Annotated in this window: 13 protein-coding genes; 6 read left to right on the top strand and 7 right to left on the bottom strand. The window is 71.6% G+C overall.

Annotation, left to right across the window (positions count from 1 at the left end; genetic code table 11):
* Positions 1–110: 110 nt before the first annotated feature.
* Positions 111–1,055 carry a metal ABC transporter substrate-binding protein gene (locus tag FF36_RS12705; protein WP_044885267.1) on the top strand — a complete coding sequence of 315 codons (945 nt, stop codon included), beginning with the start codon at positions 111–113 and terminating at the stop codon, positions 1,053–1,055.
* Between the two features lie 117 nt (positions 1,056–1,172).
* Positions 1,173–2,792 (top strand): MATE family efflux transporter, encoded by a 1,620-nt coding sequence (locus FF36_RS12700; protein WP_044885266.1) that lies wholly within the window; start codon positions 1,173–1,175, stop codon positions 2,790–2,792.
* A gap of 58 nt (positions 2,793–2,850) precedes the next feature.
* Here FF36_RS12700 and FF36_RS12695 read toward each other — a convergent pair whose 3' ends face one another.
* The gene (locus FF36_RS12695; protein WP_236706319.1) at positions 2,851–3,699 is read right to left on the bottom strand and encodes a dioxygenase family protein; all 849 of its coding nucleotides are present in this window, start codon (positions 3,697–3,699) and stop codon (positions 2,851–2,853) included.
* 149 nt (positions 3,700–3,848) lie between these two features.
* On the opposite strand from FF36_RS12695, the gene FF36_RS12690 reads away from it, so the two are divergent.
* Positions 3,849–4,109 carry a hypothetical protein gene (locus tag FF36_RS12690; protein ID WP_044885265.1) on the top strand — a complete coding sequence of 87 codons (261 nt, stop codon included), beginning with the start codon at positions 3,849–3,851 and terminating at the stop codon, positions 4,107–4,109.
* Positions 4,106–4,417, top strand: coding sequence for a MazF family transcriptional regulator (locus FF36_RS12685; RefSeq protein ID WP_041938628.1), 312 nt, complete (start codon positions 4,106–4,108; stop codon positions 4,415–4,417). Before FF36_RS12690 ends, FF36_RS12685 begins: the two co-directional genes overlap by 4 nt.
* A gap of 29 nt (positions 4,418–4,446) precedes the next feature.
* Here the strand turns inward: FF36_RS12685 and FF36_RS12680 are convergent, their stop codons facing one another.
* The 6 genes from FF36_RS12680 to FF36_RS12655 form a co-directional block, all read right to left on the bottom strand.
* Positions 4,447–5,364: a DUF72 domain-containing protein gene (locus FF36_RS12680; RefSeq protein ID WP_044885264.1), complete on the bottom strand. Its 918-nt coding sequence runs from the start codon at positions 5,362–5,364 to the stop codon at positions 4,447–4,449.
* A 58-nt stretch (positions 5,365–5,422) separates the two neighbouring features.
* Positions 5,423–6,385 carry a hypothetical protein gene (locus FF36_RS12675; protein WP_052681081.1) on the bottom strand — a complete coding sequence of 321 codons (963 nt, stop codon included), beginning with the start codon at positions 6,383–6,385 and terminating at the stop codon, positions 5,423–5,425.
* Between the two features lie 25 nt (positions 6,386–6,410).
* Positions 6,411–9,770 carry an NAD-glutamate dehydrogenase domain-containing protein gene (locus FF36_RS12670; protein ID WP_044885263.1) on the bottom strand — a complete coding sequence of 1,120 codons (3,360 nt, stop codon included), beginning with the start codon at positions 9,768–9,770 and terminating at the stop codon, positions 6,411–6,413.
* Positions 9,771–9,855: 85 nt separating this feature from the next.
* Positions 9,856–10,590, bottom strand: coding sequence for an SDR family oxidoreductase (locus FF36_RS12665; protein ID WP_044885262.1), 735 nt, complete (start codon positions 10,588–10,590; stop codon positions 9,856–9,858).
* Positions 10,591–10,784: 194 nt separating this feature from the next.
* Positions 10,785–11,399, bottom strand: coding sequence for a methylated-DNA--[protein]-cysteine S-methyltransferase (locus FF36_RS12660; protein WP_044885261.1), 615 nt, complete (start codon positions 11,397–11,399; stop codon positions 10,785–10,787).
* Complete coding sequence (locus FF36_RS12655) at positions 11,396–11,884, bottom strand: RNA polymerase sigma factor (RefSeq protein ID WP_044885260.1); 489 nt, start codon at positions 11,882–11,884, stop codon at positions 11,396–11,398. The genes FF36_RS12660 and FF36_RS12655 overlap by 4 nt, the downstream gene beginning before the upstream one ends.
* A gap of 228 nt (positions 11,885–12,112) precedes the next feature.
* Between FF36_RS12655 and FF36_RS12650 the strand changes: the two genes are divergently transcribed.
* Both FF36_RS12650 and FF36_RS40790 read left to right on the top strand, forming a co-directional pair.
* A complete protein-coding gene (locus tag FF36_RS12650) occupies positions 12,113–12,316 on the top strand; it encodes a hypothetical protein (protein ID WP_055866637.1) in 204 nt (67 codons plus the stop codon).
* Between the two features lie 75 nt (positions 12,317–12,391).
* The coding region (locus FF36_RS40790) for a helix-turn-helix domain-containing protein (RefSeq protein ID WP_131669471.1) at positions 12,392–12,633 on the top strand (242 nt) is incomplete at its 3' end.

Genomic DNA, 12,633 nt, shown 5'->3' with positions numbered 1-12,633 from the left:
CCGGCGCCGACGAACCCGCGCCGGCGCCGACGAACCCGCGCCCGACTTATTGACATCCGTTTTCGGAATCGTTTTCATCAGGGGCATCCGCTCTGCGAAGTGAGGGTCCCTTGCCCGTCATCCGTCTCCCCACCCGGCTCGCGGCCGGGGTCGCCGGCCTGGCCCTGCTCGCGGCCCTCCTGGCGGGCTGCGGCTCGTCCTCTGCCGCCGGCGGCGCCGCCGGGCGGCTGCCGGTCGTCGCCACGACCAGCCAGGTCGCCGACTTCACCCGGGTCCTCGGCGGGGACCGGGTGCGCGTCGCCCAGTTGCTGAAACCCAACGTCGACCCGCACGACTACGAGCCCACCCCGGCCGACATCGAGGCAGTCGGCAACGCCAAGGTGCTGGTCGAGAACGGCGTCGGGCTGGAGAGCTGGCTCAACGACGCCGTCGGCGCCGCCGGCTTCGACGGCATCCGGGTCGACGCGAGCCGCGGCGTGACCATCCGGGCCGGCAACGGCGACGAGGAGGAGAGGGCGGGCGACCCGCACATCTGGCACAACCCGCTCAATGCCAAGATCATGGTCGCGGACATCGAACACGGGCTGGCGCGGGCCGATCCCGCGAACGCCGGCTACTTTCACACCAATCGGATCGCCTACGACCGCAGGCTCGATGCCCTCGACGGCGACATCCGCCGCCAGATCGCCACGATCCCGCCCACCGATCGCAAGCTGGTCACCAACCACGACGCCTTCGGCTACTACCTCGACCGCTACGGTCTCACCTTCGTCGGCTCGATCATCCCGAGCTTCGACACTGCCGCGGAGCTGTCCGGCAGCAACATCAGGAAGATCGTCGCCAAGATCCGCCAGACCGGCACCAAGGCCGTCTTCTCCGAGTCGTCGCTGCCGCCGCGGACGGCGCGGACGATCGCGGCCGAGGCCGGCGTGCGGGTCGAGGCCGGGGAGGACTCGCTCTACGGCGACACCCTCGGCCCCGCCGGCTCCGCCGGCGCCACCTACCTGCAGATGGAGGAGCACAACACCCGCACGATCGTCGCCGCGCTGCGCTGAGACGCCAACGTGCTCGCCCGCCTACCCGAAGATGACAGTTACGTCACGGTAGAGTCGCCATCGGCATGGGCGCAGCCGCGCTGACGTGATCGGACGAGGCCGGGGGCCCGACTCGACGTGGATGAGGACCTGAGGCTCGGCACGGACCACGCGACCGGCACGGACCACACGACCGGCACGGGCGAGGCGGTGCCACAGCCGCGGCACCGCGACCACTACCCCGCGCACCGTGACCTCCACGCCGGGCACCGCGACCTCCACGCCGAATACCCGGACCGCCCCGAGTACCTCGACCGCCCCGGGTACCTCGACCGCCCCGAGTATCTCGACCGCCCCGAGTACCTGGACCTCTCCCAGCTGCTCGACCGCCCCGAATACCACCTCGAACGCCTCGACGATCTGACCCAGCGCAGCGATGGTGTCGCCGCCCGTGAGCTGACTCGCGAGGAACCCCCGCAGCAACCCGCGGCGGCACCGTCGCGGTCCCGCAGCCGGATCAACGCGCTGTGGACGGTCGGCGACCAGGTGGTGTCGAGCGGCACCAACGCGGCGATCAACTTCATCATCGCCCGCCGGGTGGATTCGAGCGAGTTCGGCGCGTTCGCGATCGCCTACACGATCTTCGCGATGGTCGTCGGGCTGTCCCGGGCAGCCGGAACGGCGCCGCTGGGGATCAGCTACGCCGACGTCCCGGCGTCGACGTTCCGCTCGGCGGTGCGGGCCGCGGCCGGCACCGCGCTGGCGCTCGGCGCCGTCGTCGGCGTGGGTCTGCTCGTCGTCGGCGTCGCCCTGCGCGGCACGGTGGGGCTGAACCTGGTCGCGATGGGCGTGGTCATGCCGGCGCTGCTCGTGCAGGACGCCTGGCGCTACGCCTCCTTCGCCCAGGGCCGCCCCCTGCTCGCCGTCGGCAACGACCTCGTCTGGGCGGCGGGGCTGGCCATCGGCGTCGGCCTGCTCGCCGCCGGTTCGGACACCGGCGGTGGGGCTGTGGCGATGGTCCTGGTCTGGGGGGCGGCGGCCGCCCTCGCCGCGCTGGTCGGCGTCGCGCAGCACCACGCCTGGCCCGATCCGAAGCGCGCGCTGGCCTGGTTCACCGGCCACCGCGAGACGACCGGCTTCATGACCGCGGAGTTCATCTCGCTGCAGGGCGCCCAACAGACGTCCACTCTGATCATCGGGGCGGTCGGTTCCACGTCGCTCGTCGGTGCCCTGCGCGGGTTGCAGACCCTGCTGGCCCCCACGACGAACCTGGCCGTCGCGCTGATGAGCTTCGCCATCCCCGAGTTCGCACGGCGCAAGCACATGCCCCCCAGCCGGGTCATCCGCGGCGCCTACCTGGTCTCCGGGCTCGTGGTCGTGTCCAGCTCGCTGTGGGGGTTGGCGTTCATGCTGCTGCCCGCCGACTTCGGCGCGGCCCTGCTTGGCGACACCTGGGGCCAGACCCGCGACCTGCTGCTGCTCGCCGTCGTCGCGCAGGTGGGCCCGGGACTCGCGGTCGGCCCGGCGGCGGTGCTCTACGCCTTCGGCAAGACCCGGCTCACCTTCTGGATCAACCTGTTCTTCGTGCCGTTCCTGCTGGCCTGCCCGGTCACCGGCCTTCTGGTCGGCGGCGCCAGGGGGGTCGTCGTCGGCAACATCATCGTGTTCTGGGCGACGATCCCACCCTGGCTGTACCACCTGCACCGCCAGGTCCGCACCGCCGGCCGCGCCGACGACGCGGTGACCGCACCACGGTGACGCCACCGTAGTGACGGAGCCGCCCCTGCTCTCCGCCTCTCGCTGCGCCCGCCGCGGGTCAGACGGGCACGTCGGCCGTCGCCGCCACGCCGAACTGGACCGAGCGCATCGAGTTGCCGTACCAGAAGCCGTGATGCGGGAAGATCACCGGCCCGGGGGTGTCGAGGGCGGCGCCCAGGGCCACGAACAGCGGGACGAAGTGTTCCTGGCTCGGCAGGGCCCGACGCACCCCGGGCGCGCGGTCGCGGTAGTGCACCAGGGCGTCGAGGTCGCCGCGTGCGAGCGCGTCGGCCACCCAGGCGTCGAAGGCGGCCACGTCGGGGTGGGGGCTGCTGTCCGGGTTCGACAGGTCGGCGTGGCCGGTGGAGTGGGTGAGCAGGCCAGTGGCGAAGATCAGCACGCCGTCGTCCCGCAGCGGCGCCAGCCGCCGGCCGAGCTCCAGCAGGCCGGCCGGGTCCTCCGTGGGCAGCGAGATCTGCAGCACGGGGACGTCCGCGTCCGGATACATGTAGATCAGTGGGATGAAGGCCCCGTGGTCGAGCCCGCGGTCGGGCTGCGCGACGAGCGGCTGGCCGGGCCCGAGCAGGCGGGCGACCTCGGCCACGAGGTCGGGGGCCCCGGGGGCCGGGTAGCTCAGCCGGTAGAAGCGCTCGGGGAAGCCGTAGAAGTCGTAGTACAGCGGGACGGGCGTGGTCGTCGCCCCGTACGCGATCGGGTTCTGCTCCCAGTGCGCGGAGATCACCAGGATCGCCCGGGGGCGTGGCAGCGCCCGGCCCCACGCCGCGAGCTCGGCGGTCCAGTGCGGATGGTCGATCAGCGGCGGGGCGCCCTGGGTGGCGTAGATCGCGGGCATGCGCACGCCGCCGGCGGCGGACTCGAGCGGGGAGGAAGCAGACGTGGTCGACACTGGCTCGTGCTCCTTGTCTTCATGAACTTGCCGCCATGAAACAGACCTTCAGCGTACGGAGGCACAGCACGGCTGGTCAGCGAACTGGCACGTGTCCCGCGTCGCTCGCGCGCCATGCCATGACAGCAGATCTTGCTAGCATGAGTCGCATGAGCCGGACGATCACATTGCGTCTGTCGGACGAGGCCTACGAGTCGGTCCGGCGCTACGCCGAGGCCGACCGCACCTCGATGAACGCGTGGATCGAGGGCGTGCTCGACGCAGAGGACATGCGCCGGCGCTGCGCCGCGCACGGGGCCTGGCTGCGGGCCGACCCGGCCGTGGCGCAGGCGGCCCTGGCCTTCGGGGAGGCCAACCAGCAGGACCTCGCGGCGACCGGACATCCCGGCCTGACCGACACCGCCCCGTGAGAGCACCACGCCGTGGGGAGATCTGGACCGCGAACACCGGCCCGACGCCCCAGGCCGTGCTGGTGCTCAGTTCCACCGTCTACAACGAGATCGTCGACGAGCCGACCGTGCTGGTTGCCCTGGTCGTGGAGCACGCGACCGGCGAGGGGTTCTGCGTCGACCTCGGCGGCGGCCTGTGGGCCGTGATGGGTCTGGTCACGTTCGTCGCGAAGGCCGGTCTCGTCGCCTGCCTGCGCTCGGTCGACACCCAGGCGCTGACCAGCGCCAACACCATGCTGTTCAAGATCCTGGCAACACCCGAACGTTGAGGCGGCGGCGCTCCCGTCCGCGGCCGGGCTCAACGCCGCTCGGCCGCGGACGGGGCCGGGTTCGCGCCGTCGAGCTCAGCCAGCAGGTCGGCGAGCTGGCGGGCGTTACGCTGCGCGTAGTCGGCGCAGCAGTTGTTCATGAGCACCTGGGTGCGGGCGGCGGCGTCCGCCAGCCGGCGCAGTTTCGGTGCCCATTCCCGCAGCTCCTCCTCGCTGTAGCGGTAGCCGAAGCGCTCATGGATGTCGCGGCTCGTCCACTTCTCGCTGTGCCCGTGGAAGCGGACGACCGCGAGATCCGCGGTCGCGGCGAGCACCGGCGGAACCGAGCTCGGGTGGCCCTGGGGCATGTCGACGCAGACGTAGGGAAGCGCGTAGGAGGTGAGGAAGTCGAGGGTCTCGTCGCGGTTTCGCCCGTCCATCCAGGTGTGGTTCCGGAACTCGACGCAGATCCGCATCGGCCGACACCGCTGCTGGCATTCCAGGATGTACCGCTTGTTCGCGGTGCTGATCGGGAACCACTGGGGAAACTGGAACAGCACGGCGCCGAGCTTGCCCGCCTCGGTCAGCGGATCCAGCGCGCCGAGGAAACGCTCCCACACCTGATCGACGACCGCGGTGTCGACGTCCTTCAGGTACAGGTTCTTCCGCTCCGCCGGGACCAGGCCCCGCAGATCGGAGTACAGCGCACCGGGACGGGTCGGATGCCCCGTCAGCAGCGAGAACGCCTTGATGTTGAAGGTGAACCCGGGCGGGGTCCGGGCCGCCCACATCCGCACGGTCTGCTCCGCGGGCGGGGCGTAGTAGGTGGCGTCGACCTCGACGAGCGGGAACTGCCGGGCGTAGTAGCGCAACCGCTGCTCGGCGGTGGTGACCTCCGGCGGGTACCACCCCGACCGCAACAGCGTCGGATCCGTCCAGGACGCCGTCCCGATCAGGACATCACCCATGCCCGCCACCTCGCCCGCGCCGCTCGACTGCCACGGCGGATACCTGCCCCGCGAGCGGTCACCGACGCCGATCGGTCCGACGCCAGGTCTGGCTCTGAGCCTCGGCCTCAGCCGGAGCCGGAGCCGCTGCCGGGGCCGTCGGGACGTCCGGACCCACAGCTTCCGAAGGAAGCCCTCCGGCGACCTCGGCGGGCTCGATGTGGCTGTGGGCGGCGAGCCAGGCCGCCGCGAGGACCGTGAGCACGAACCCCGTCGCCGCGATCCCGCCACTGCCCGACCTGGCGTGGTCGCCCAGCAGGGTCAGTCCGATGATCGCGGGAGCGACGGTCTCCGCCGTCGCCTGCCCCGCCATGGCGAGCGTGACCGAGCCCCGCTGCAGCGCCGCGGCGAACGCGACCATGCCGACCACCCCGTAGACCAGCAGCGCCCAGGACAGCGGATCCGCGACGACACCGACGAGGGTGTGGTCGGCCTCCAACGCGCGCGCACACAGCGCCGTCCCGCCGAACGCCAGGCCGGACAGGCCGCCGAGGGCGAGGACGGCGCGGCCCTCCGACAGCGCCCGGCCAGCCCAGAAACAGCCCAGGGCCGTCGGCAGGATGCCGAGCGCGATCAGGACGGCGGCCGTCGACCCCACCGGCCGCGGTTTCCCCGGCGCGGCGGTGGCCGCGAGCAGCACCACCCCGAGCCCAAGGGCGACCAGCGCGACCGCCTGGGCCCGGTCCACCCGAACCCGCAGGAAGATCCTGGCCAGCACCGCCGTCACGCCGACGCTGGCCACCAGGATGGCCTGGACGGCGAACAACGGCAGCGAACGCACCGCGACCAGCGAGAGCAACCAGCCGACCAGGTCCAGCCCCATCCCGACGAGATAGGGAGCCTGCGTCGCAAGCCGCACCAGCAGGCGGGGATCCAGGACGTCGGCGGTCGTCGCGGTCCGGCGTGCGCCGACGCTCTGCAGGATCGAACCGACCCCATAGCAGACGGCGCACGCGAAAGCCGACAGATACGCCACGAGCACCCACTCAGCCTAGGGCGCGCTCCCGTCAGGGGACGAGGTCCGCCAGGTCGTCGAGCCGGAGCACGACCGCGGCCACCATGGCACTGGTGACCTCCGGCGCCTCCACCACCTCGTCCACCACCGCGCGGACCCGGCTGACGCCACCGCTGCGGGCGGCCCGCTTGACCGCCGTGTCCAGATCGCCGCCCGCTCTCGCCAACAGCGCCTCGACCAGCCGGGCATGGCTGCTGGCAAGCTTCGACCGCAGCGACGCCTTCGCCATCGTCTCCCAGTAGGAGTCCCCGGGTCGGTCGACGATACGGGTGGTCAGCCGGCCCAGCCCGAGCCGAACGCCGAGGTCGAAGTACTCGGTCAGCACCTCGGTCACCGCGATGTCGTGCTGCAGCGCCACGTCGACGATGTCGAGGGCGTTGACCATCACCTTCAGTCTCGCGACCTGCTCCGCCGCGCGCAGCGGCAGGCCGGCGCCGAGCAGCCGGCGCCGCACGGTCTCGATGGCGTCGAGTTCCTCCCGGGCGCCCAGGCGGCGCAGCGTCTCCGGCAGTGCCATCGCCACCTCGCTGACGCCGTCGTAGTAGCGCATGGTCTCGGCGGTCAGGTCCAGCGGCCTCGGTCGCCGCCGCAGCAGCCACTGGGCCGCGTACTCCTGCAGCATGCGACACCGCAGCAGTGCCTCGACGGCGGCGTCGACCCGGTCGCCGCCGGGCACGTCGCCACGGCGGCGGCCCCGGCAGGGCGTTCCCGCGGCCGGCTGGTGATGGCCGTCGACCGCCTCCCAGACCCACGCCAGCCCGAACAGGTCCCGGGTGATGAGGAAGGCACGGACACCGTCAACCGGCGGCGCACCGGTCAGTTCCTCCAGCCGGAACAGGAAGCCGGCGCCGACCCGGTCGACGAGATCGTTGGCGAGCTGGGAGGCGGCGATCGCCCGCCACAGCGGATGCCGGTCAAACCGCGGGCCGATCAGGGGACGGAGCGTGGCCGGCAGGTAGGCGTCCAGCGTCTCGGCGGTCGCCGGCTCGGCCAGCAGGTCCGACCCGACGAGCTCGCCGAAGACCTCGCGTTTGCCGTAGGCGTGCAGGATTGCGATCTCGGGACGGGTCAGCACCGGGCCCCTGCCCATCCGTGCGCGCATCACCTCCTGATCCGGGACGGGGTCGACGGACGGGTCGAGGATGCCCGCGGAGACGAGGTGACCGGTGAGCCGAGCCATGCCCTCGACCGACACGGCGGCCTGCCGTTCGGAGACGCTCAGCGACAGCACCTGCCGGGCAGAGTCGGCGAGGACCAGCTGCACGACCTCGCCCGTGGCCGCCGCCAGCAGATCGTCCCGCCCAGACGGGTCCACCGGAGCAGTGCCCGGAGAGCTCCCACCGATCGGACCAGGCACGCGGCCGGCGGCAGCAAGACCGATCTTGAGGTTCACCTCGCGGTCCGAGCAGTCGACGCCGGCCGAGTTGTCGATAAAGTCGGTGTTGCACCGGCCGCCCGCCAGGCAGTACTCGACCCTGGCCGCCTCCGTCAGGCCGAGGTTGCCACCCTCGGCCACGACTCTCACACGCAGTTCGGACGCGTCGACCCGGCAGCGGTCGCGCGCCTTGTCGCCGACCGCGTGATGGTCCTCGCGCGATGCCTTGACCCAGGTGCCGATTCCGCCGTTCCACAGCAGGTCGACCGGCGCACGCAGGATCGACCGGATCAGCTCGTCCACGGTCAGGCATTCGGCGTCCACCCGGAGCCGTGCACGGATCTGCGGGGACAGCGGGACCCGTCGGGCCGACAGCGGAAACACTCCTCCACCGGCGGACAGCACCGACCGGTCGTAGTCGTCCCAGCTGCTGGTGGGCAGCGCCGCAAGCCGCCGCCGCTCCGCATACGAGCGGTCCGGGTCGGGGTCGGGGTCGAGGAAGAGGTGTCGGTGGTCGAATGCGGCGACGAGGCGCAGCTGGTCCGACTGCAGCAGCCCGTTGCCGAACACGTCCCCCGACATGTCCCCGATACCGACGACGGTGATCGGTTCACCGTCGGCGTCCACCCCCAGCTCGGCAAAGTGGCGCCGCACCGACTCCCAGACACCCCGGGCGGTGATCCCCAGCGCCTTGTGGTCGTAGCCGGTCCGGCCGCCAGAGGCGAAGGCGTCGCCGAGCCAGTAGCCGGATTCGACAGCGATCGCGTTCGCCAGGTCGGAGAACCGGGCCGTGCCCTTGTCCGCCGCGACGACGAGATAGCTGTCCTCGCCGTCATGGCACACCAGCCCGGGCCGGCGGACGGTGACCCCGTCGACCCGGTTGTCGGTCAATGCCAGCAACGCGCGGATGAAGACCGCGTAGCAGGCGCGGCCCTCGGCCTCCCGCCGCCGCGGGTCGTCCGGGGGGCGCCGCAGGACATAGCCGCCCTTGGCCCCGTCGGGCACGATCAGCGCGTTCTTGACCCGTTGTGCCTTCATCAGCCCGGCGATCTCGGCACGCAGGTCCTCAGTACGGTCGGACCAGCGGATCCCGCCGCGGGCGACCAGCCCGGCGCGCAGGTGCAGGGCGTCGAAGCGCGCCGTGCTCACGAAGACCTCGGCCGCGGGAAGGGGACGCGGCAACCACCGCAGCCGGCCTGGGTCGAGCTTCACCGCGAGCGCCTCGCCCGGCAGGTAGTAGGTGGTGCGCACGACGGCGAGGACAACGTCGCGCAGGCGGGTGAGCAGCAGGTCCTCATCGACGCCGGCGACCGTGTCCAGGTCGCGGTCAAGGCTGGCAGCCAGTTCCGCGGCACCGTCCGGGTCTTCGGCACCGGGACGCATCCGAGCATGGAACAGCGCGACGAGGTCCCGTGCGAAGGACGCGCCCGCGGTCAGCAGCCGATGCCCGTACGCCTCGCTCAGCGGCAGCCCGGCGTGCAGCAGGTAGCGCAGCAGGGCGCGCAGCAGCGCAACCTCGCCGGCGGCCAGCCCCGCGGTCAGCACCAGCCGGTCGAGTGGGTCGCTGTCCGCCTGCCCCGCCCAGATCGCCCTCAGCGTCTCGCCCAGCTCGCCGACCTGCGCCAACGCCTGGGTGGCCAGCTCGGGGGGGCCGAGAATCCGATACTCGTCGACGCTGACGGTATCGCCGGTTGCGCACCCATCGCCCGGGCCGGCTGACTCAAGAGGATGTTGGTCCTCGGCTCGCAGGCCGAGATTGGCGAGCATCGGGACGACGTCGGCCAGCGGCGGGCCGGCGCCGCGCCAGGCCAGCCACAGTGAAAGCGGGCAGTTGTCGTCGACCCGCCGCACCGCCAACCCCGGCGCGCCCTGCGTGGCCAGGGCGGCGCGCGCCTCGTCGGCCGCGGCAGGACGGCCCGAGGCAGGGTCACTGGCCGCTCTGGCCGCTCTGGCCGCTGATCCGATCGAGGCGCTCATCGCATCTCCCTGACGGCCACGGATCGACCACACAGATAACAACTCGCTGTTACTGTTCCCAGCCACAGCATGGTGATTCGCCCGCCTACCAGGCCACCGCGCCGTCCTGGTCGAAGAACGTTCCCGAGGCCGCGTCCGCGGGCAGGGTCGCGGCCCGGACGACGACCTCCGACGCCTGCTCCGCGGTCAGCGGAGCCTGCTCTCTGTTGATGGGCGTCAGGTCGGTCTGCACGAAACCGGGACAGACGGAGGTGACCTTGATGGGGGTGCCGGCGAGCTTCTTGGCCAGGGCGATCGTGACGCTGTTCAGCGCCGCCTTGGAGCTCTGGTAGGCCGGCACGACCGTGGAGTAGTACGGCGATTCGGGACTGGCCTGGTCGTTGAGCGAACCCATCGTCGTGGAGACGTTGACGATCCGTCCGGCCGGGCTCCTGCGCAGCAGGGGCAGGAACGCCTCGGCGACCGCGACCGGGCCGAAGACGTTGGTGGCGTACGTGTCCTTGAACAGCCCGAGGGAGGCGAACTCGTGCTGTTCACCGTCGGTGGCCTCGGGCAGGATTCCGGCGTTGTTGACCAGGATGTCCAGCCCGCCGTCCAGTTCCAGCACCCGGTTCGCGGCCGCCTCGACGCTGTCGGGCGACGTGACATCGAGCGTCAGTCCTTCGGCGTCGTACCCCTTCGACCTCAGGTCAGCCGCGGCCTTGTCGGCCGAGGCCTGGTCGCGAGCGGTGACGATGACCCGGTGGCCGAGGCGGCCGAGGGCCTGCGCGGTGGCGAAGCCCAGGCCCCGGCTGCTTCCCGTGACGAGTGCGACAGACATACGTGTCCAATCCGATTTTCGGCTCGCCGCCGTGGCGTCGGCAGCGAGAGCGCCGGTGCGTCTCTCACCCGGAAGACGCCGGGACCGCCCGGAACGTGAGGTACCGGTCGCACTCCGGCACCCCGGCACCCCGGCACTCCGGCACTCCGGCACTCCGGCACTCCGGGGGATCCTCGGCCGGCGGCTCGCCGTCGTCAGATCGCTCCTTCGAGCCGCAGGAGGGTCCGCTTGGCGTCGTCGCCCCCGACGTACCTGCCAATCCCACCGTCGCTGCGCACCACGCGATGGCACGGGACGACGACGGGCAGCGGATTCGTCGCGCAGGCCGTGCCGACAGCCCGGACCGCGCGCGGACTTCCGGCCAGCGCGGCCACCGCCGCGTAGCTCGCCGTGCCGCCGTACGGGATCTCCCGCAGGTGCTCCAACACCGTGAGCCGGAACCTGGACGCAAGCCGCAGGTCGAGATCCACGTCAAAGCGGGACCGGACCCGGGAGAAGTAGTCGTCGAGCTGCCCGGCGACGGCGTCGAGCTGGCTACCTGCCTTCAGCAGGCGAGGACTGATCCGCTCGGCGAGGGTCGCCAGGACGGTGTCGTGGCCCTCCACCTCGTACGCCACCCGCACCAGCCCCCGGCGGGTCGCGGCGAGCAGGAGCCGCCCGACCGGCGCATCCACGGTGCGGTACACCACGTCGAGCAGGCCGTCTCGCTCCGCCTCGGCCAGCAGCCGCAGACGCAGCCGGCTCAGATCCACCTCGGCGCCAAGCACGGTGGCGAACGGGTCCGACTCCGGATTGTCCTGGCCAGTCATCTCGACCGTTCCTCCTGCGCCGAAGGGGCGAGCATGCTCCGGAGCGACGCGATGCCGTCGGCGCCAGCCCGCCGCGCGGATGCCGGGTTGCCGCCGAGGAGCCGGGCAACCTCGGTGTACGGGAGGCCGGCCAGGAAGTGGTAGGCGACGGTCTCCCGTTGCTTCTGGGGAAGTCGCCGCAGGGCGTCCCACAGGTCGAGGCCGGCGTCGTGTTCCTCCCACCTGATCGTCTCCGGGAGACGCTCCGTCGGCGCCGGACGCCGCGACTGGGCGCGAAGCTGATCGATCGCCTTGTTCCGGGCGATCGTCACCAGCCACGCCTCGACGTTGCTGTCCGGCGCCAGCTCCGGGTAGGCCCGCAGCGCGGCGAGAAACGTCTCCGACCAGGCGTCGTCGGCCAGCGTCGGTCCGACGACGGCCCAGCAGACCCGCAGCACCATCGGCCCGTAGCGTTCGACGACGACCTCGAACGGTTCTCGCCCCATGCCAGGAGAACGCCTCACCCGGCCCAAGTGTGAGCCGACGACGCGATGTGCTGGACGGAATGGTCGTCGTAATCCCCCGCGCCCCCGCGGCACAACCGGTACGCGATCGCCTCGTTGGTGCGGCAGGATAATTGCCCGCCCCTTGGGGTCGCCCAGGCCGCCGCGGTGAGCCATCATGGAGAAAGCTGTGGTCGAGTCGGTGCGATGACATCGGTAGGGAGGTTGACCATGGACGCGGCGATGCCGCCCTACCCTGAGCCGCACGAGTGGGTCGATGAGCCCGATGCGAACACCAGGCGCGCGATCGACGAGGCCCACGAGGACATCTCGGCGGGCCGTACGGTCTTCTGCCTGTCCGACGCCGCGTTCGATGCCTTCTTGGACGAGCTGGACCAGCTAGCCGTCGAGGAGCACCCGAAGGCAAGCTACTGATCTTTAATGTGCCGGGTCGGGTTGATCCGGTGGTGATCGCTGGGGTGATCGTTGGGGGTTGGGTAGTCCGTTGGTATGAGGTATGCGACGGGTGGCGGGTTGACCGCTGAGGATCGAGATCGCCGGGAACGGATACGACAAGAAGCCGCGCATTTGTTCGAACAGGGTGTGTCGAACCGGGAGGTTGCCGCTGGGTTGCGGGTGACTGAGCGGTCGGTGGAGCGGTGGCGGCGGGTGTGGAAGGCCGGTGGGGTGGCGGGGTTGCGGTCGCGGGGGCCGACGTCACGCTGCCGGTTGGATGAAGAACAGTTGCGGGC

The organism is Frankia torreyi (genome assembly GCF_000948395.1).
Classification (GTDB): domain Bacteria; phylum Actinomycetota; class Actinomycetes; order Frankiales; family Frankiaceae; genus Frankia; species Frankia torreyi.
Note: the sequence above shows the minus strand (reverse complement) of the source record. Positions and strands in the feature narration are given on the sequence as shown.